Origin of the sequence: Sinosporangium siamense (assembly GCF_016863435.1) — a bacterium.
GTDB lineage: Bacteria > Actinomycetota > Actinomycetes > Streptosporangiales > Streptosporangiaceae > Sinosporangium > Sinosporangium siamense.
This window is the reverse complement of the sequence record NZ_BOOW01000050.1, coordinates 79,019-97,477: the sequence shown is the minus strand read 5'-3', so window position 1 is coordinate 97,477 and position 18,459 is coordinate 79,019. Positions and strand designations below refer to the sequence as shown.

The following is an 18,459-nucleotide window of genomic DNA, read 5'->3' as shown; positions in this document are numbered from 1 at the left end:
GGCAGGTGCCGCCCTATGATGGGGGAGATGCTGGCTTCCCTGCGGTTCATCACCTCCCCCCGGACGGTCCGGCTGCGTCTGACCCTCCTGTACGGAGTGCTGTTCGCCGCGTCGGGCGCGGTGCTGCTGGCCATCACCTTTCTGCTGGTCTGGAATTCCCGGCGCAACGCCGAGGCGCTGCGCTACGGCATCCTGGAGCCCGGGCAGCAAGTGCTCGCCCCGGATCTCAGCGTCGCCGAGCATTCCCGCGAATACATCCAGCGGCAGAACGAGGCCCTCATCCAGGACCTGCTGATCCAGTCGGTGATCGCGCTCGCCATCATGACGATCATCTCGTTCGCGGTCGGCTGGCTGGTCTCCGGACGGATCCTGCGGCCGCTCCGGACGATGAACGACACGATCAGGCGGATCTCCGCGCGGAACATCCACGAACGGCTCGCCCTTCAGGGCCCCCAGGACGAGCTGCGGAATCTCGCCGACACCGTCGACGGGTTGCTCAGCAGGCTGCACGCCGCGCTGGACGCGCGCCGGCATTTCGTCGCCAACGCGGCACACGAGCTGCGCACGCCGCTCACCGTGGAACACGCGCTTCTGGAAGAGGCCATGCTCGACTCCGAGGCCGACGCCGGCTCGCTGCGTTCCACCATGGGCAGGTTGCTGGCCATCAGCGAGCAGCAGGGGCGCCTGCTGGAGTCGCTGCTCACCCTGGCCGAGAGCGAGGGCGGGCTCGCCTACCGGCAGTCCGTCGATCTGGCCGCGATCGCCGACCGGGTGGTAGGCGTGACCTCCGCCGGCGACTTGCGGCTCCTGTCTGATCTGTCGCCCGCCCTGGCTTCAGGAGACCCGGCGCTGGTCGAACGCCTCGTGGCCAACCTGGTCGACAATGCGGTGCGCTACAACGTCCCCGGCGGCCGGGTCGAGGTGATGACCGGTGTGGTGGACGGCTGGGCCGTCGTCTCGGTGCTGAACACCGGGCCGGTGATCCCGCCCGACCAGCTGGAACGCCTGCTCGAGCCCTTCCAGCGGCTGGATCGCACCGTCCGCAGCAACGGCCACCACGGGCTGGGCCTGTCCATCGTCCGCGCTATCGCCGCCGCACACGACGCCGTGCTCACCGCGCAGGCCCGGCCCGATGGCGGGTTGTCGATGCGTGTCGCCTTCCCTCCCGCGATCAGCCCGCCGTGCAGGATCGATCCTTAAGGACCTGCCGGTCACACCGAGCGGAGCGCGGCGGTCGGCGACATCCGGGCCGCGCGGAGGGCCGGCAGCAGCCCGGAGACCGCACCGATCAGCAGCGCGGCGGCGATACCCCCCGCCCATGCCTCCGCGGGGACGACGACGGCCCAGCCCTTGCCTGCCGCGTACACCGCGGTGGCCAGCGCTCCGGCGCCCACGCCGGCGACGCCGCCGAGCGCCGCGAGCAGAAGCGCTTCGCCGAGGAACTGCATGCGGATCTGCCCCTTCGTGGCGCCGAGAGCGCGGCGCAGGCCGATCTCGGAGCGGCGTTCGAGCACTGAGATGATCATGATGTTGGCGACGCCGACGGCGCCCACCACCAGTGCCACGGCGCCGAGGCCGAGGAAAAGGCTGTTGAATGCCCCTTCGGCCGCGGCCCGGGCAGTCAGCGCGTCGGACGGCTGGCTGACGTTCACCTCGTTGGCGGCCTGGGGATTGGCGGTCCGTGCCAGCGCGGCCTGTACCTCCTCGACGTGATCGGTGGCCGCGCGCACATAAAGCGTGGTGGGCGGGCCATGCGTAGCCTCACCGCGCGAGACGCCCACATGCCCCAGATACTTGCCGGCCGCCTCGTAGCCGATCAGCACGCTCGCGTCGATCTCCGGGGCCAGCGTGGCCGGCTTCAGGATGCCCGCGATGTGGAACCACTGACCGCCGGCCCAGATGCGCAGGCCGGGATGGACGCGGTCGATCCCCAGCCGCTGCGCCGCCACCGAGCCCAGCACCGCGACGGGGCCCTCAGAGGTGCCGGCGTTCAGCCAGCTCCCCCGATCCACGCCGATGGTCAGGACCGAGGGCAGGTTCAGGCTGACCGCCCGAATCTGCAGGGCCCCCGTATTCGCCTGAGGGACCATGGGACTCCGGTATACCTTCGCGTCCTTGATCAACCCCGCGTGCCCCACCTGCTCGGCGTTGGGGATGTGCGACACCCGCGCGGGGGCCTCGATCGGGAGATTCGCGGTCTGGCCGCCGAAGGTCCGACCGGCCTCGGCCTTGAGCAGGTTGGTCCCGAGCCTGTCGATCTCCGCGAGGAGCCCCGCCTGCGAGGATGAGGACAGGCCCAGAACTCCGACGATGGCGGCCGTGCCGATGGCGATCCCCAGCGCCGACAGGGTGGCACGCAGCGGCCGCGTGCGCAGCCCCACACTCGCGACCCTTGCGCTGTCCCAGAAGGACAGCCGGACCCTGCGTCCTACGCCGGCGCGCTCATGCGTTGCCGTACTCATCCGACCCCGCCCTCCTCGTGCTGCCCCACCGCGTCCTGTCGCCGCGTCGCAGCCGAGTCGTAGACCACCTGGCCGTCGAGCATCCGGATCTGGCGCGGCAGGGCAGCGGCGAGCTCCGCATCGTGCGTGACCACTATGATCGTCGCCCCGTCGGCATGCAGCTCGTGGAGGAGCTCCACGATCGACGCGCCGGTGACGCTGTCCAGGTTGCCGGTCGGCTCGTCGGCAAGGACGATCGCCGGCCGGCCGATCAAGGCGCGGGCGATGGCCACCCGCTGCCGTTCACCGCCGGAGAGCTTGGGCGGCCGGAACCCTGCCCTGTGCGCCAGGCCGACCCGCCTGAGCGCCTCCTCGGCACGCGCGCGGCGCTCGGACAGGTCGGCTCCGGTGTAGAGCAGGCCGTCGGCGACGTTCTCCACCACGGTGGCGTACTCGGCGAGGAAGAACTGCTGGAAGACGAAGCCGATGCGGTGAGCTCGCAGGAGGGACAGTTCCGTGTCGGTCAGTCCGGCCACATCGACGCCGTCGATCCGCACGGTGCCGCCGCTGGGCCGCTCCAGCGTCCCCATCACATGGAGCAGCGTGGACTTGCCCGAGCCGGACGGGCCCACGATCGCCGTCAGCTCGCCGCGGCGCACAGTGAAACTTACCCCCCGCAGTGCGGGCACCGGCGGCTGCTCACCGTAGACCTTGGTGACCTCCTCAAGCTCCAGAACCTTGTCCTGACTCGATGCCAAGGCGAGCTTTCGCTCAGGGGAATAGGCAGAGCGCTTCATATCGACGGCACCACCACTCTGTCGCCCTCGGCGAGAGCCCCCGTGACCTGGACACGCCCGCTGACGTTGTCGAACAAGCCGAGCTCCACGGGGACGATCTCCCGCCGCCCGTCGGCGCGCACCCGCTCCACTGCGAACCCGCCGGCGGCCCTGCCGATCACCGAGGTCACCGGCACGATCAGTGCGTCCTTCACCCCGCCGACCGTGATCTCGACCCGGACGGGGGCGTTGTCCAGCTTCTGCACGTCCTGCGGCCGGTCCAAGTCGATGAGGACCGGGATCGTGGTGTCGGTGGTTCCGGCCCCGGCGCCCTCTCCTCGCCTGGCGACCGCGCCCACCCGGATGACCTTGCCCAAGGTCGTCTTGTTGTCCGGCAGGGTGATCTGAACGCGGTTCCCCTCCTCGACCAGGCTCTGCTGGGCGGCATTGAGATCGACACTCACCTGGCGCTCCGCCAGCGACGCCTGCACGACCTCAGCGCCGGCGCGGGCGGCGGTGCCGAGCCTTCCGGCGACCCCGATAACCCTGATGGAGACGGGCATGAAGATCGCATCGCCCAGGGGGAGCTTGCCGGTCACCGGCATCCCTCGCTTCTTCTGCAGCTTCCGCAGCGCCTGCGCCGTCTTCGCGGTGAACCGGTCTCCCTTCACCTTCAGGTTCTGGTTGAGCTGCCGGACATCCTTGCCCTCCGCACCGATCGACAAGTCGCGGTAGGCCGGCGTGTCCCCGCACAGCAGCAGCACCGGACGGTTGTCGACGCGGTAGAACGTGCCTCCGCAGTCGACCTTGTCACCTTCCTGCGGTAACTGGGTGTAGATCCCGCGGGCCTGGTTGACCGCGGCGTACGGCGAGCCGTCAGGGCGTTTGCGATATCCGAGCGTCCCGTCGTCGGTGATCTGGGAATCAAGCTGCCCCTTCGTCACCGTCGCCGTCTCCGGTGGGCGGGACTGCGCGCTCGGCGTGGTGCCACCGGGAGATGTCACGAAGATCACCCCTGCGGCGACAATGGCGGCGCCGGCCGCCAGGCCTGCGATGACCCGGAATCTCCGCATCACTGACCGCCAATCATCCCGCCGGGGTTGAACTCGCGGCAAGCCTCTGCCGCGGCCTTGTACTCTCGCGAGTTCGGGTCCGCGTCCCCGCTCAGCATGGCGCCGCCCGACGGGTCGGGGAAATCCGGGACGCCGTTCTTCCGCATGCACTCGGCATACTTGATCATCTTCTGCTGCTGCTCGCCGCTCACCTGACCATCACCGCCCAGGAACCCGGCAGGCTGCAGATCCTTGCACTTGTCCAGGGCCGTCTTCCACTGCGGCGAATTGGGGTCCAGCACGGTGCCGCGCTTGAAGTTGGTGTTGAACTGACCCTCGACCGGGTCAGGGAAGTCCTTGAGTCCGTTGCCGCGCATGCACTCGGCGAACTTCACCGCCTTCGCCTGCCCGGCCGAGGCGCCGGTGGTGTCCCCGCCGGCAGCGCCGTCGGAGGTCTGCCCGTTCGAGCAGCCTGCGACGATCAGCCCGAACGCCGCCAGTGTCATTAGTGCCTTCCGCATGGTGCCCTTCCCCTGTCCGGTGAACTTCTCGGCACTTGTCTACGGGAGGAGCGGTGACAGGGGCGTCAGGCGCCTTGTGACCGTGCTGTGACGGGCCGGCCGTCAGCCTGCGACGATCAGATCCGGTAGCCCTCGCGAGGGATGGTCTCGATCAGCGGGGGCGGCCCCAGCTTCGACCTGAGCCGGTTGATCGTCGCCTTGACGGTGGTGGTGAACGGGTCGGCTTCCTCGTCCCACACCCGCTCCAGCAGCTCTTCGGCCGAGACGACGCGACCGCGGGCGGCGAGCAGGTACTCCAGCACGGCCAGTTCCTTGGGGGCCAACGGCAGGCGCATGCCGGCTCTCGTCGCCACCCGCCCGGCCGGATCGAGCCTCAGATCACCGTGGACCAAGATGGGCGGCGTAGGCGGCTGGGCCCGCCTTCCCAGGGCACGGATCCGGGCCACGAGCTCGGCGAAGGCGAAGGGCTTCGGCAGGTAGTCGTCGGCTCCAAGGCTCAAGCCGGCCACCCGGTCGGCGATCGTGCCAGAGGCGGTGAGCATCAGCACCCGCGTTTGCCTGGCCCCAGAAGCGAGCTCTCCGCAGAGGTCGTCACCGTGCATTCCAGGGATGTCCCGGTCCAGGACCACCACGTCGTAATCGACCACGAAGAGGCGCTTGTGCGCATCGTCTCCGTCGTAGCTGACGTCGACGGCCATGCCTTCTCGGCGCAGCACCCTGGCCACCGAATCCGCCAGCTCGGCCTGATCTTCCACAACGAGGACGCGCATAATGCACCCATCCTGCTCCGACGTCAGTCACAGTAGGGTCACAATGATCAGGTCACGTCGTCGACACGTGCCAACCATGGAATCGCAGCGCGTCGGTCAGGCGCCCGGAGTCCTGCGGTCGCACGGAGATCTCGGCCACGGCGACGGGTAAGCCAGGCGAGTGCTCGAGGCGGACGTCCTCGATATTCACCTCGGCGAGCCCGGACGCGTTGAACAGGCGGCCGAGCTCGCCGGGCCGGTCCTGCAGGACCACCTGAAGCACGGCGTAGTCGCGGGCGGGCTCACCGTGCTTGCCGGGGATCCTCCCCCGCCCGGAGATCCCGCGCTGCAAGAGGTCGGATATCGCATCCAGGTCACCGATGCGCAGGGCGGCCGCCGAACGGGCGAGGTCTCGGGCGATTCCATCGACCGCATCGGCGACCGGGAGAGCGTTCCCGGCGAGGATCGCCCGCCACAGCCGCACGTCACCGCCCGCGATCCGGGTCACGTCGCGCAGCCCCTGGCCGGCCAACTCCATCGCGACGGGCCGGTGATCGGGCTCATGCCCGTCCGCCCCCTGCAGCGCCGCGGCTACAGCCGCGGACACGACGTGCGGGGCGTGCGACACCAAGGCCACCGCCTCGTCGTGCTCCCGCGCTCCGACGGTGACCTCCTTACCCCCGCAGAGCGAGATCAGCTCGCGCGCCAGCCGTAGGGCATCGGCGGAGGTCCCGGGTTCGGGGCAGAGCGCCCATGGACGGCCCAGGAAGAGGTCGGCGCGGGCAGCGGCCGGGCCGGAGCGCTCCCGCCCGGCCAGTGGATGCCCCGGGACGAATGTGGTCAGATCACATCCGAGCCGGGCCGCCGCAGCCGTTGGCTCTGCCTTGACACTGGCCACGTCGGTATACGCGCGGGCGGCGCCACGCTTCTGCAGATCGGCAAGGACCTCGGCGATCAGGTCCGGAGGCACCGCGAGCACCCCGAGGTCAACGGGCTCACCCTGCCACGGCTCCCCGGCCCTGAGTTCCCGTGCCAGCCGTACGGCATCCTCGTCCACGTCGGAGAGCGCGACCGTCACACCGCCGCTGCGCAGGGCGAGCGCGATCGAGGTGCCGATGAGACCGACCCCGACGACGAGCACTGTGGACAGTTTCTGCATGGTGCACCACTCTTCCTGGGCGTCACTGCGCGAGATCGGGACTCCTGGGCGTCACTGCGCGAAATCAGGACGGAGAGCGGCGGATGGACGAGCGCGGCAGACCGGTCTCCATGTGCGCCGTCAGCCGTATCACCCGGGGCAGGGCACTCGGGACCGCGATCTCACTGGAGCCGCTGCCCTGTGCCTAGCCTCCCCGCGGCCGGGGCCGGAGCCTCCACGGTCAGATCGGGCGTCGCGGTGGACCACACGCGGCTGCTTGAGCGTCATGGTTGTCCTTGATACTCCACGCGTGAGACCAGCGTCGAGGCTGTCCACCCGAGGGTGAGCACACGGTGTCGGCGCGGACGGCACCGCACGGCGAGCGGCGGACTCGGCTGCCGTCAACGCCCACTCGGCTCGCCGTTGCAGGAACGCCACTTGGTTGCGGCGCTGACCCGCGCCGACATGAGTGAGCAGAGGTGCGGTATCCCTGGCTGCAGGTTCGGCCGTCCAAGAACGGCACTAGGTCAAGGAACTTCCGTGGTGCGGTATCCCTGGCTGCAGGTTCGGCCCCGCCCGACTCCGGGAGCCACCGCGAGGACGCCCCCATGCCCCTACCTCGGCCGGCAGAAGACATCGCCAAGCCGGCGACTGATCGTTACGATGTTGCCTTCCGTGGTTTTGCTGATGACCTGGGTGTTACGCGTTATCTCTGTCGGCATGGCCGCCTATGACGCCGGTGTCGTGGCCGGAGAAATCCCCGAGAGCAGGAGGCCGGCCGTGACCGAACACGGTGTCAGAATCGCCGATCAGGACATCGCGTTCACGACGTCCGCAGGCTCCGGACGACCTGTCGTCTTCGTGCACGGCAATTCCTCCTCCGCCCGGGTCTGGCGCCCGCTGCTGACGGGCGCCTTCGGAGAACGGTTCCGCTGCCTGGCCCTTGATCTGCCCGGCCACGGCCGGTCGGCTCCCACCGCGCGGTCGAACGTCTACTCCATGCCGGGATACGCCGAGATCCTCACCGGATTCATTGACGAGGTCTCCGCCCAGGAGGCCGTAATCGTCGGATGGAGCCTGGGCGGCCACATAGCAATCGAAGCCGCGCCGAGCCTGCCCGGGGCCGCGGGGTTCGTCGTCTTCGGCACCCCGCCGGTCGCCTCCGCGGAGCACTTGGCCCAGGCGTTCCTGCCGAATCCGGCGGTGAACATCGGGTTCACCGCCCAGGTCGACCCCGAGGCGGCCCTGTCCTATGCCAGGAGTTTCCTGGCCCCAGGATCGCCCCTTCAGCTCGACGAGCTCGTCGCCGACATCCTGGCCACCGACGGCGCGGCCCGCGCGGGCCTGGCGGCCGGCATCGGAACCGGCCGGTTCTCCGACGAGGTCGCCATAGTGACACGGCTGACACAGCCCATTGCGGTGCTGCACGGTGCGGACGAGCAACTGGTCAACCTCGACTACCTGCGCGGGCTCACCATGCCGACGCTGTGGCGCGACGCCGTGCAGGTGATACCGGGCGCCGGTCACGCCCCGCACCTCGAAACGCCTCAGCAATTCGCCGACATACTCACCGAGTTCATCAGCGACCTCGACTGAGTAGCTCATCGGGGAGCGAGCACTGCGCCTGCCGAAACCTGCATCCATGCCTGTCAGGCCGACTACGCGTCACATCCCCGATCAACTTGAAGTCGTCTGGATTCGCGTACGGAAATCGCCGGCCGGTGGCCGCTCGGTGGTTGCCGTGCGCATGCAATCTACGTGGAGCTCAGGTCTCATCACGAAAGCATGACCATACCCAACAGGTCCCGACATGAGGACAAGCGGCACATAATGCCAATAGTTAAGAACGCATGGTTGCTCGGTGGTTGCTCGCATGTATGCGATACAATGCGGCGCGCACCGGCATAGGGCGACAACGATGGCGAGGCGAATCCCGACGACGGCGGTGCAAAACAACACTCAGTGGCACTGGGCGGCACCGATCGAGCCAACTTTTAATCCATAGGTTCCGGGTTCGAGTCCCGGGCGGCCTACCACTTGCACCACACCTGACCTGCAAAAACTCGGTCCAGGCGGCTTCGCCGTACCGAGGCGACCCCGAGTGGTTGCTCGCCGGATGCTCGCAAGCACGGACCGCTCAGGCCGGTAGATCGTTCAGGCGTCGTCCGCCACCAAAGACCAATAGAACGGGCAAGAGAACACCAAGCCCGATACTCTCTCAAACCGGGCACAGCACCACCGGGTCCACGCTGCCCCGGCAAGCTTCCATCAAGCCCCGACCCCGAGACCACAGCAGGTCGGGCCAGCATGCATGACGCGACCACAGTGACTCCGTTCGCAACCCCTCCACGAACGGAGCCACCATGGTCAAGCTCCCCACCGCCCTCAGCCTCCTGGCCAGCTTCCTCCCCGCCTACGCCGCAAGCCGTCGACCGGGTGGAGCTTCGCCACCGCGCACGCCACCGTGACCGTCTCCGCCGACCGGCGGCACATCACCGTGTGCGACAAGGACGCTGACATCCTCTACGCCGAAGCTGAGTACGCCACCTCCATGCTCGGCATCCACAAGGTGGCCGACAGCAACGGCGCCGCCCCCGGCTGCGGACAGGACGCCACCTACATCAGCCTCATCGACGTGTTCAAGCTCTGCCCCGGCATCCGCAGTGTCAAAGGTTCTGTGGGTCACCTCTAGGTCGGACGCCCTCGACGTGCTGACCTCGATATTGATGCTGCACCGGCGCCTGGACACCGCGATCATCCACCCTTGAGACGAATGCGAGGCCATCTACTAGACCGGTTAGTTTCCCGTTGCTCGGTGGTTGCTCGGTGGTTGCTCGCGGGTACGTGATACGACGCGGCACGGGTCGCCACCGACCGGCACTATCTCGGGGAACTTGGCGAACAAAACGGCAGAACTCGGCACGTCGTGACAGAAGAGCCGGTAGACCTGCCTTCCTAAGGTCGTCTCGTCGCCCATTGATAGGACGCGCCCGCTGCTGTCGTTCAACAGGCATGGGGTGGCGGTTATGTAGAGACGGTGGGCGGTGGGGATGCAGGCGTCGTCGTGATCGACCAGCGTCCAATGGTGCCTACGCTGCGATGGGCCTCATCTGCGATGACCAGCTGCCAGGCGGGGGCGCCCATGGTGTGGGCGCGGGCGACGATGTGCAGGGACTGAACTCGGAGCCGCCACGGGAAGACTCATCGGACATACGAATATCTTCACTACGAAAAAGGCTGTTAAATTCTGCGATACGCGAAATTAGGCCGCTAGCAGCGCCCCATGGAGGCTTTCCACCGATTGACGCGATTGTATGCGTTGGTCATATTGAGGCGCCACCTGAGAAGCTCGACGCTGACGCCAAAGCGCTCGGCGGCCTGCTCGATGGGCCATTGCTGGCGCGCGATGTACAAGGCGGTGTCTTCTGGGATCAGTAGTACACCGGCAAGCCAATTCGCTTCGTCCTCGACCTCCTTATGCCAGTTTCGGCAACCCCGGTCGTCGATGGCCGGCGTCGGAGGGTGATGCAGCAACCCGTGGCTGGCCTCATGGGCGATGTTGTTCGCCTGGCGACCGACTGGCTGGAAATCGTTGTAAACGATCGCGCGCCGGGTGCCGTAGAAGACGGTGACAGCGGAGAAGGCAAAGGTCTCTTCGCCACCGAATCGGGTGTGTGCGAGAGGTGCGTCGGCTTCGAAACCCGACAAGGGAATGATCGGGATGCTGAGGTGCTCTGCCAACTGGTGGGGGTCCAACCTATCCGCGGTTCGGATGCCCATTTCTGTGCGGACCTCGCGGGCAATGTCGTTGGCCTCAGTCTTGAAGCCGCGCCGGTACTGAATGGCCACGGGCTATGCCTCCTTGCGGAGTCGCTCGTAGGTCGCCTTGATGAGCTGATCCAGGGCCACTGCTGCCTCGTCCGATAGGTGGGGATCGCTGCGCAGGTAGGTCGAGATCATGGCGAGAGGTTCTGGCTTCGTGGCTGTCTCACTCACCGAGCGGACGAAGTCGTTGGTGTTGAGCCCGGACCATGCAGCGAGTGCGGCGAGCCCGTCGACGTCGGGCCGTTTGCCCTGCGCCATCCGGGTCAGAGTGGAGGCGCTGACGCCGGACTCGGCTGCGACCTGTTTCCAGTTGAGCTGCCTACCCAGGCGTGCTGCGTCAAGCGCAGCATAGAACGCCTCGGCGTCGAACCATCCGGCCTTTGACACCCTGCCCCCTCTGATTGCGATTATCGAATCAACAGCCTATCTTGGGATCGCTGGCTAGCAATCAGCTACCAGTATCGCAACTGTCCAGGAGAATAGGTATGTCTGTCATGCCCGAAATCGCCGATACGGGTCACCGCGTGGTTGTGATCACCGTCAACGAGCGGCCCGTAAGCATCGAAGGCCCGCGCGTTACCGGCCTGCGGATCAAGCAGGCCGCGATCGCGCAGGGCGTCCCCATCGAGCTTTCCTTCCTGCTGTCGCAGGAACTGCCCAACCATCACACCAGGCCGGTGGGCGACTCCGATGTGGTTGCGGTGAACAAGAACTCCAAGTTCACCGCCGTTGCGGACGACGACAACTCCTGAAATGGCCCTCAACCGCCAAGTGGCCGATGCGATCGAGTGGATCCGTCTGCATGTGGATCCCAGCCCGGTCACGGTGCGCGAAGACGGCGAGGGTGGTGCTTTCGTGATCGTGGAGAGCATCGCCCTCGGCGACGCCCTGTACCACCAGACTGAGTCCTGGATCGGCTTCCGAATCACCTTTCAATATCCGTACGCAGACGTCTACCCGCACTACGTCCGCGGAGATCTCACTCGCCGTGACGCAAGCCCCTTGGGCGAGGCCATGAGTGTCTCCTCCTTCGAAGGGAGGCCGGCCATCCAGATCTCTCGACGTTCTAACCGCCTCAACCCGGTGACCGATACTGCCGTGATCAAGCTGGTGAAGGTGATCGAGTGGCTCCGCACCCGTCCATGACGTCCTGGACACTGACGCTCAGTGAAAGCGTCATGCGCCAGCTACACAACCAACTGTTTCCCGGAGACGGGGACGAGCATGCAGCTGTTCTTACCGCAGGAGTGGTCACCCTTCCCACTGGAGGACGCCTCCTGGCCCGAGAGATCATTCCAGCGATGGACGGGAGAGACTACGTTCCCGGCAAGCGAGGACATCGAATGTTGACCGCCGCATTCGTCCGGGACGCGGCCCTGTACTGCCGCGATGAGCGGCTTGCATACCTCGCCGTGCACTGCCATGGAGGCACGCGCTCAGTGTCGTTCTCCCCTACCGACCTACGTTCCCATGAACGCGGCTACCCCGCCTTGCGGGACATTCTCCGCGGTCAACCGGTCGGGGCTCTGGTTTTCGCTCGGCAGGCTGTCGCGGGCGATCTTTGGCTCCCTGATGGCACACGACAGGATCTCACCGAAGCCCGCATCATCGGGCGCCCATGGCGGACCCTGTCTCCGTCGCCCCCGGTCTCGCACGATCAGGTGGACCCAACCTACGATCGGCAGACGCGCTGGTTCTCCGATCGGGGACAGCTCCTGCTCAACAGCCTCAAGGTTGCAGTCATCGGTGCCGGTGGAGCGGGCTCGCTACTGGTGGAATATCTTGCTCGACTCGGCGTGGGGCACCTGGTGATCATCGATCCAGAACGGATCGAGCTCACCAATCTGCCCCGCGTTGTCGGAAGCACACGCTGGGGCGCGCGGACCTGGCTCACCCGGGATAGCCAGCCTGGATGGATGCGCCGTCTGGGCGACCGCACAGCTACGCCCAAAGTGCGCATCGCCGCCCGCGTCGCGCGGGCGGCGAACCAGAAGGTTCGAGTCGAGACTGTCTTCGGCACCATTGCGGACGCCAGCGTCGCGCAACGTCTCGTCGATTGCGACTTCATGTTCCTCGCTGCTGACACCATGCAGGCACGCCTGGTCTTCAACGCACTTGTCCATCAGTACCTCATCCCAGGCGCCCAAGTGGGGGCCAAGGTGCAAGCCGACCGAACCACCGGCGACATCCTCGACATCTTCACCGTTCACCGGCCAGTCACACCCGACCTCGGCTGCCTATGGTGCAACGGCTTGATCAACACCGCGCGGCTGCAAGAAGAGGCGCTGACACCTGAGGAGCGCCGCGCCCAGCGCTATGTCGACGATCCCACAGTGACTGCGCCGAGTGTGATCACGCTGAATGCCACCGCAACCGCCCACGCCGCCAATGACTTCCTGTTCAGTGCGCTGGGACTATCGGACAGGGACGCACAACATCACTTCCAGCGTTGGGTTCCAAGAACCAGCAAGATGTACTACGACGGGATCCGCAAGGATCCAGCCTGTCCCGAATGTAGCGTCAAAGGACGCTTTGCCCGAGGCGATGCTCAGCGGCTACCAACACGAGCATTCTGACCACGGTCCACCAAGGCCCTTGACCACGGGAAGGTGCGCACGACGAAGGTTTCCAGCCCGCCTGTGATGGACGGCAGGACCACGCAGCCTCGAAACACGCCAAACGGCCTACTCGGGTCGAGCGCGGCGCAAGGCTGCATGACTGCCGTGCCTTGACGGTCAGCAAGCAGTCGACGGCCTCGGCGCACACCGTTCGGGTCCATTACTCGGAGTCTCGTGCAAGCCCTCATTGACCACTTCGGGTGCCAGGTCGCCGATGCCCCCTGATCGACCCCAATCAGCGACGCCGGCCGACGTCTTGCACGCCGGATCTCGCCGGAAGGCATCTGGGTCAGCTTACGCATCGAGCAGCATTCCCAAGAAGCGCGGGCGGCCCCCGCCTGACGAGCGGGGGCGGACGAATTCGGAATAGCCACTGAAACGGCAGGCAATCGGTCATTGCCCTCGATGGACGCTTACCTGATGGTTGTCCACGAGCCGGTACGGCGGTAGCGGTAGTAATCGGAAGGATGTAGCACGATGTTCGACGCATCAGCACCCGATCACGGCCGATCAAGGCGCGAGCCCACGCGTCTTCATGTTCCTCGCGGTCCGGGTTACGCTCCACGCGCTCGCAGAGCCCCGCCTCCCACGGTCATCCAGGAGCGCAGTGATGGACGGGCCGCAGCACCATTCGAAGACGACATCGATGCGACTGTGGTTGTAAAGGTTGATGCAACCGTGAGTTGAAGCAGTCCGATTGCTGATCGCGACACGCCTCAGCAGACGACTCAGAAGGAGGTCTCTATCAGCTGACTCGGGCAGGGGAGAACTCCGGCCCGGGAGTGGCACGTCTAGGCCGGCCACTCCCTGGGCTTGCCGCCGGGTCTGACGTGGGCGGGGATGGGCAGCCCTCGTCGGCCACGAGCTCGGCTCAGAGGCCCTTGCGCTCGACGAAGTCGACGATGATCGAGCGGATTCGCTCAGGATCTTCGAACATCGGATAGTGGCCGATGCCGTCGATGATCAGCTTCTCGCCGTCCGGGAGCCCTGCGACCGTCTCGTCGACCAGTTCCTCCGGGAGCCAGAAGTCTTCGGCCCCCGCTGCCACCAGGACCGGCAACCTCGCGTTCGAGAGCTGGTCGCGGATGTCGTGCGTCGCCCACCCCTGCAGGTCGCCCACCGCGCTCACCTGGGCGTTGCGATGCATCCAGCGAAGCTCCTCCTGCTTGTGCGGAGGACACTTGGCGTTCAGTGCAGCGCCGGAGATGCGCTCCATCGTGTCCTGCCATCCCGGGTTCCAGCTCGGCTGCATATACTCCCCCGGGTCTGGGAAGGTCGGGGTGCGAGCCGCCCCCTCGAATGCGATGGCCGCGCTGAAGGACTCTGGGAAGCTGACGGCGAGGTCGAGCGTGATGTCGCCACCGATCGACGTTCCCGTGACGATGACCTTTGTGTCACCGAACAGCTGCTGCTTGAACAGGTGGATGAACTCGGCGTGCCGATGAATGGTGGTGGTGACCTCACCGCGCCATGCATATGAGCGCGCACGTCCTGGAAGGTCCGGTGCGACCGCGTGAAAGCCGGCGTCGGCGAGAAGCGGCAGCAGATAGCGATATTCCAGCGCATTGGCACCTGCGGTGTGCACACAGATGATCGGGCGGCCACCCTCACCGATCTCGTCGTAGAAGGTCGGGGTCCCGTCGATCTCCACGTACCGCCCGACAATGTCCTTCCAGGTGGACGTCATGCGCCAGCCTCCTGTCCGACCTCGATGATGATTTCGACCAGCGTGTGCACTGCTTCCGTCAGGCGGCTGGCCTCCATCAGATTGCCTTCGATTCCCAGTTCCGAGGTCATCTGTCCCAGGCGCGTCAGGGCCGGGTCATCGTCGAAGTGCCGCACACCGGGGGTTACGAGATCGGCGTAGCGCCGCTCACCCGTCAGCAGCTTGTTCCAAGCCGCCGCCGGACCGCCCAGCTTGAAGGTGAAGCCGATCGGGGGCTGAAACGGAAGGTGGTCGATCACCTTGCCGCGGTACACCTTCAGCCAGAGCCGCGAGCTGCCCGACTCCAGCAAGATGGAGCCGTCGAACCATCGCGTCTCCCGCTCGAACCGGGCATTCGCGCCGAGCTGCTTTGTCAGCGCCTCGACGAACCCGGGATTATCAAACCGCACCGCGAACCACCTTCCCTTTCCTAAGGATATGAATCGAGAATAGATTAAAAAAGTGACCTACACAACACCTGCTGAGGGTCGAGCAAGCGTCAGCAGCGTGGACCGCCCGCGACGTAGATCACTTGGCCTGAGACGAATCCGGACCGTTCGTCGGCCAGGAAGCTCACGGCGTGCGCGACATCCTGCGGCTGCCCAGGACGGTTGACCGGGATGTTCGCCACACGCGCCGCGCTGAATTCCTCGAAGGTCTGCCCAAGGCGCTCGGCCGTGGCCCTGGTCATGTCGGTGACGATGAATCCGGGAGCGACGGCGTTCGCCGTAATGCCGAAGCGGCCGAGCTCCAGCGCGAGTGTCTTCGTGAAACCCTGTACACCGGCCTTGGCCGCGGAGTAGTTCCCCTGACCCCGGTTACCCAACGCCGAGGTCGACGAGAGGTTGATGATCCGGCCGTGCCCGGCTTCGCGCATGAAGGACTGGACACGCTTGGACATCAAGAACGCCCCGCGAAGGTGAACCTGCATCACCAGATCCCATTCCTCGACCGACATCTTGAAGAGCAGCGCATCGCGTGTGATCCCGGCGTTGTTGACAAGGACGACCGGCGGACCGAGGCGTGCGGCGATTTCGGTGACGGCTGCGTCGACTGCCGCCTCGTCCGATACGTCGGCAGCGGCTGCGGCAGCCGCGCCGCCCGTCGCAACGAGCTCGTCGGCGACCTCCTGCGCCGCCGCCTTGTCGAGGTCTAGGACACCCACCGCGAAGCCATCACGCGACAGTCGCTTGGCGATTTCAGCGCCGATCCCTCGGGCGGCACCGGTGACGAGGGCGACTCGTCCGTTGCCGGCGTTCATCAGCAGGCCTCCAATGCAAGTGAAACTCCCTGGCCGACGCCGACGCAAAGCGAGGCGAGGCCACGATCTCCGGCGGAACCCTCTGCCGAGAGCCGGCGAGCCAGCGCCCACGCGATGCGTGACCCCGATGAGCCCAGCGGATGGCCGAGGGCGATGGCACCGCCCTCGGGGTTGACGATGCTCCGGTCCAAGCCGAGGCGTTCAATGCACGCCAGAGCCTGCGCCGCGAATGCCTCATTGAGCTCAACGGTCGATATGTCATCGATGCCCCAGCCGATGCGCTTGAACAGCTTCTCGGTCGCCGCCACGGGGCCGAGCCCCATGATGCTCGGACGGACACCGGCGTTCGCACTACCTACGATCCGCGCCGCAGGCGTGAGCCCGTACTGCTTGAGAGCCTCTTCGCTGACCACCAGTACGGCAGAGGCGCCGTCGGACAGGGGGCTCGACGATCCCGCGGTCACGATGCCGTCGGAGCGGAAGGCCGGTCGAAGCGCGGAGAGCGCCTCGATGCTCGCGTCCTCGCGGGGAACCTCATCGACGTCGACCACGTCGTAGCGCGTCTCGACCGGGACAATGTCGCCGGCCACGGTGCCGCGTGCGGCAATAGCGCGACGGTGGCTCTCCAGCGCGAACTCGTCGGCCTGCTCGCGGGTGATTCCGTCGAGCGCGGCCACGCGTTCGGCCGTCTCGCCCATGGAGATCGTCGCCTCACCGCCGTCCAGCGGCACCAACTGCGGATTGGTGAACCGCCATCCAAGCGACGTCTCGGCCAGCTCGGACGGGAACTGCCAAGCCTTGCTCGGCTTCGCCATGACCCATGGTGCGCGCGTCATCGACTCGACGCCACCGGCGACGATGACGTCTGCAGCACCCGTGGCGATCGCCTGGCCGGCCGAGATCACTGCTGTCAGCCCGCTCGCGCAAAGCCGGTTGACGGTGTAGCCCGGCACGTCGGCTGGGAGGCCCGCCAGGAGGACGGCCATGCGGGCGACGTTGCGGTTGTCCTCGCCTGCCTGGTTGGCGGCACCGAGGATCACCTCGTCGACGGCGGCGGGGGCGATGCCGCTGCGCTCGATGACCGTCCTGACGACGAGCGCGGCCAAGTCGTCCGGTCGGACCGTCGCCAGCGCCCCTCCGTATCGCCCCATGGGCGTGCGGACGCCTGCCACAAGAAAGCTGTTTCTCATTGGTGTTCCTGTATCTGTCAGCCGAATGCCGAGACGCCGGTGAGCGCGCGGCCGATCAACAGTTGCTGGATCTGGCTGGTGCCTTCGTAGAGGGTCATGACACGCGCGTCGCGGACGTACTTTTCTGCGGGGAACTCATCGATGTAGCCGTAGCCGCCGAAGATCTGAAGGGCCGAGTTCGCCACCCGCACGGCCACTTCGCTGGCGTAGTACTTGGCCATCGAAGACTCGGTCCCGAAAGGCTGTCCGCGCTCGATGAGGTCGGCGACCCGCCAGACCAGCAGTCGTGCGGCATCGGTTTCGACGGCCATGTCGGCGAGCATTTGCTGGACGAGCTGGTGGCGCGAGATCGTCTTACCGAACTGCGAGCGCTGCTGGGCGTACTGCAGAGCGGCTGCCTGAGCTCCGGCCGCGATGCCGACACAACCCGCCGCCACGGACATGCGGCCCTTCGCAAGAGCCGACATGGCGATCGCCATGCCCTTCCCCTCCTCACCCAGCCGCGCCGAGGCGGGGATCCGCACGTCCGTGAAGGTGAACTCCGCCGTCGACTGGCCACGGAGGCCGAGTTTTCCCTTGACACTCTGCCGCGTGACTCCCTCGGCCGATGTCGGGACCAGAAACGCTGAGATCCCCTTCGCCCCGTCATCGGAGGTCCGTGCGAAGAGAAGGATGACATCGGCCCACATGCCGTTCGTGATGAAAATCTTCGAGCCGTTGACGACGTAGTCGTCGCCATCGCGTCGAGCTCGCGTCGTGAGGCTTCCCGCGTCGGACCCCGTATCCGGCTCGGTGAGCCCGAAGCACCCGACCGCGCGTCCACTCGCAAGCGCCGCAACCCATTCGGCCTTCTGCTCTTCGGTGCCGTAGCCGGCGATGCTCTTGGTCACGAGCCCGAGTGAGACAGACACGATGCCCCGGACAGAGCTGTCTCCCCTCGCGAGTTCCTCGAGGACGAGGCAGTAGTCGAGGTGCGTCCCGCCCGAGCCGCCGAGGTCTTCGGGAATCGTCATGCCGAGGAAGCCGGCATCACCCAGGTGGCCGATGATCGAGGGATCGACCGCCTCGCCGCGGTCCCACTCACGGACGTTCGGGGTCACGTGGCGGGCGACGAAGTCGCGAGCCATCTGTTGCAGGGAGACCTGCTCCGTGGCCAGGGACATGTCCATGGGGCACTCCTAGT

Annotated in this window: 19 protein-coding genes; 6 read left to right on the top strand and 13 right to left on the bottom strand. The window is 66.6% G+C overall.

What is annotated here, in order from left to right:
- The first annotated feature begins 27 nt into the window (after positions 1-27).
- A complete protein-coding gene (locus Ssi02_RS34725; protein WP_204032023.1) occupies positions 28-1,200 on the top strand; it encodes a sensor histidine kinase in 1,173 nt (390 codons plus the stop codon).
- A gap of 11 nt (positions 1,201-1,211) precedes the next feature.
- Here Ssi02_RS34725 and Ssi02_RS34720 read toward each other — a convergent pair whose 3' ends face one another.
- From Ssi02_RS34720 to Ssi02_RS34695, 6 genes are all read right to left on the bottom strand, one after another.
- Positions 1,212-2,462, bottom strand: coding sequence for an ABC transporter permease (locus tag Ssi02_RS34720; protein ID WP_204032022.1), 1,251 nt, complete (start codon positions 2,460-2,462; stop codon positions 1,212-1,214).
- Positions 2,459-3,238, bottom strand: a complete 780-nt coding sequence (locus Ssi02_RS34715) for an ABC transporter ATP-binding protein (RefSeq protein ID WP_204032021.1) — start codon at positions 3,236-3,238, stop codon at positions 2,459-2,461. Before Ssi02_RS34715 ends, Ssi02_RS34720 begins: the two co-directional genes overlap by 4 nt.
- Positions 3,235-4,221 (bottom strand): hypothetical protein, encoded by a 987-nt coding sequence (locus tag Ssi02_RS34710; RefSeq protein WP_204032018.1) that lies wholly within the window; start codon positions 4,219-4,221, stop codon positions 3,235-3,237. Before Ssi02_RS34710 ends, Ssi02_RS34715 begins: the two co-directional genes overlap by 4 nt.
- A gap of 68 nt (positions 4,222-4,289) precedes the next feature.
- A complete protein-coding gene (locus Ssi02_RS34705) occupies positions 4,290-4,775 on the bottom strand; it encodes a hypothetical protein (RefSeq protein WP_204032016.1) in 486 nt (161 codons plus the stop codon).
- 131 nt (positions 4,776-4,906) lie between these two features.
- Entirely contained in the window at positions 4,907-5,560 is a 654-nt protein-coding gene (locus tag Ssi02_RS34700) for a response regulator transcription factor (RefSeq protein WP_204032013.1), read from the bottom strand.
- Between the two features lie 52 nt (positions 5,561-5,612).
- Complete coding sequence (locus Ssi02_RS34695; protein WP_204032010.1) at positions 5,613-6,698, bottom strand: prephenate dehydrogenase; 1,086 nt, start codon at positions 6,696-6,698, stop codon at positions 5,613-5,615.
- 759 nt (positions 6,699-7,457) lie between these two features.
- On the opposite strand from Ssi02_RS34695, the gene Ssi02_RS34690 reads away from it, so the two are divergent.
- Positions 7,458-8,273, top strand: coding sequence for an alpha/beta fold hydrolase (locus Ssi02_RS34690; RefSeq protein WP_204032008.1), 816 nt, complete (start codon positions 7,458-7,460; stop codon positions 8,271-8,273).
- An 868-nt stretch (positions 8,274-9,141) separates the two neighbouring features.
- Positions 9,142-9,369 (top strand): hypothetical protein, encoded by a 228-nt coding sequence (locus tag Ssi02_RS34685; protein WP_204032005.1) that lies wholly within the window; start codon positions 9,142-9,144, stop codon positions 9,367-9,369.
- 578 nt (positions 9,370-9,947) lie between these two features.
- On the opposite strand, the gene Ssi02_RS34680 is transcribed toward Ssi02_RS34685, so the two are convergent.
- Together Ssi02_RS34680 and Ssi02_RS34675 are read right to left on the bottom strand one after the other, a co-directional pair.
- Positions 9,948-10,526 (bottom strand): ImmA/IrrE family metallo-endopeptidase, encoded by a 579-nt coding sequence (locus tag Ssi02_RS34680; RefSeq protein ID WP_204032003.1) that lies wholly within the window; start codon positions 10,524-10,526, stop codon positions 9,948-9,950.
- 3 nt (positions 10,527-10,529) lie between these two features.
- Positions 10,530-10,889: a helix-turn-helix domain-containing protein gene (locus Ssi02_RS34675; protein WP_204032000.1), complete on the bottom strand. Its 360-nt coding sequence runs from the start codon at positions 10,887-10,889 to the stop codon at positions 10,530-10,532.
- A gap of 98 nt (positions 10,890-10,987) precedes the next feature.
- On the opposite strand from Ssi02_RS34675, the gene Ssi02_RS34670 reads away from it, so the two are divergent.
- The 3 genes from Ssi02_RS34670 (at position 10,988) to Ssi02_RS34660 (ending at position 13,078) form a co-directional block, all read left to right on the top strand.
- Positions 10,988-11,254: a multiubiquitin domain-containing protein gene (locus Ssi02_RS34670; protein ID WP_204031998.1), complete on the top strand. Its 267-nt coding sequence runs from the start codon at positions 10,988-10,990 to the stop codon at positions 11,252-11,254.
- 1 nt (position 11,255) lies between these two features.
- Positions 11,256-11,648 carry a hypothetical protein gene (locus tag Ssi02_RS34665; RefSeq protein ID WP_204031996.1) on the top strand — a complete coding sequence of 131 codons (393 nt, stop codon included), beginning with the start codon at positions 11,256-11,258 and terminating at the stop codon, positions 11,646-11,648.
- Between the two features lie 515 nt (positions 11,649-12,163).
- Positions 12,164-13,078 (top strand): ThiF family adenylyltransferase, encoded by a 915-nt coding sequence (locus tag Ssi02_RS34660; RefSeq protein WP_204031995.1) that lies wholly within the window; start codon positions 12,164-12,166, stop codon positions 13,076-13,078.
- Positions 13,079-13,991: 913 nt separating this feature from the next.
- Here the strand turns inward: Ssi02_RS34660 and Ssi02_RS34655 are convergent.
- The 5 genes from Ssi02_RS34655 to Ssi02_RS34635 form a co-directional block, all read right to left on the bottom strand.
- A complete protein-coding gene (locus Ssi02_RS34655) occupies positions 13,992-14,807 on the bottom strand; it encodes an alpha/beta fold hydrolase (protein ID WP_204031994.1) in 816 nt (271 codons plus the stop codon).
- Positions 14,804-15,235 (bottom strand): hypothetical protein, encoded by a 432-nt coding sequence (locus tag Ssi02_RS34650; RefSeq protein ID WP_204031993.1) that lies wholly within the window; start codon positions 15,233-15,235, stop codon positions 14,804-14,806. Before Ssi02_RS34650 ends, Ssi02_RS34655 begins: the two co-directional genes overlap by 4 nt.
- Before the next feature lie 89 nt (positions 15,236-15,324).
- Positions 15,325-16,086 (bottom strand): 3-oxoacyl-ACP reductase FabG, encoded by a 762-nt coding sequence (fabG, locus tag Ssi02_RS34645; protein ID WP_204031992.1) that lies wholly within the window; start codon positions 16,084-16,086, stop codon positions 15,325-15,327.
- A complete protein-coding gene (locus Ssi02_RS34640; protein WP_204031991.1) occupies positions 16,086-17,276 on the bottom strand; it encodes a thiolase family protein in 1,191 nt (396 codons plus the stop codon). Before Ssi02_RS34640 ends, fabG begins: the two co-directional genes overlap by 1 nt.
- Positions 17,277-17,293: 17 nt before the next feature.
- On the bottom strand, positions 17,294-18,445 hold the full coding sequence (locus Ssi02_RS34635) for an acyl-CoA dehydrogenase family protein (protein WP_204031989.1): 1,152 nt from the start codon (positions 18,443-18,445) through the stop codon (positions 17,294-17,296).
- Between the last annotated feature and the right edge of the window lie 14 nt (positions 18,446-18,459).

Bases quoted from the DNA above. Each gene is read 5' to 3' on its own strand.
- Ssi02_RS34725 (WP_204032023.1), top strand. From the start codon at position 28: ATGCTGGCTTCCCTGCGGTTCATCACCTCCCCCCGGACGGTCCGGCTG.
- Ssi02_RS34720 (WP_204032022.1), bottom strand. From the start codon at position 2,462: ATGAGTACGGCAACGCATGAGCGCGCCGGCGTAGGACGCAGGGTCCGG.
- Ssi02_RS34715 (WP_204032021.1), bottom strand. From the start codon at position 3,238: ATGAAGCGCTCTGCCTATTCCCCTGAGCGAAAGCTCGCCTTGGCATCG.
- Ssi02_RS34705 (WP_204032016.1), bottom strand. From the start codon at position 4,775: ATGACACTGGCGGCGTTCGGGCTGATCGTCGCAGGCTGCTCGAACGGG.
- Ssi02_RS34700 (WP_204032013.1), bottom strand. From the start codon at position 5,560: ATGCGCGTCCTCGTTGTGGAAGATCAGGCCGAGCTGGCGGATTCGGTG.
- Ssi02_RS34695 (WP_204032010.1), bottom strand. From the start codon at position 6,698: ATGCAGAAACTGTCCACAGTGCTCGTCGTCGGGGTCGGTCTCATCGGC.
- Ssi02_RS34670 (WP_204031998.1), top strand. From the start codon at position 10,988: ATGTCTGTCATGCCCGAAATCGCCGATACGGGTCACCGCGTGGTTGTG.
- Ssi02_RS34665 (WP_204031996.1), top strand. From the start codon at position 11,256: ATGGCCCTCAACCGCCAAGTGGCCGATGCGATCGAGTGGATCCGTCTG.
- Ssi02_RS34655 (WP_204031994.1), bottom strand. From the start codon at position 14,807: ATGACGTCCACCTGGAAGGACATTGTCGGGCGGTACGTGGAGATCGAC.
- fabG (WP_204031992.1), bottom strand. From the start codon at position 16,086: ATGAACGCCGGCAACGGACGAGTCGCCCTCGTCACCGGTGCCGCCCGA.
- Ssi02_RS34640 (WP_204031991.1), bottom strand. From the start codon at position 17,276: ATGAGAAACAGCTTTCTTGTGGCAGGCGTCCGCACGCCCATGGGGCGA.
- Ssi02_RS34635 (WP_204031989.1), bottom strand. From the start codon at position 18,445: ATGGACATGTCCCTGGCCACGGAGCAGGTCTCCCTGCAACAGATGGCT.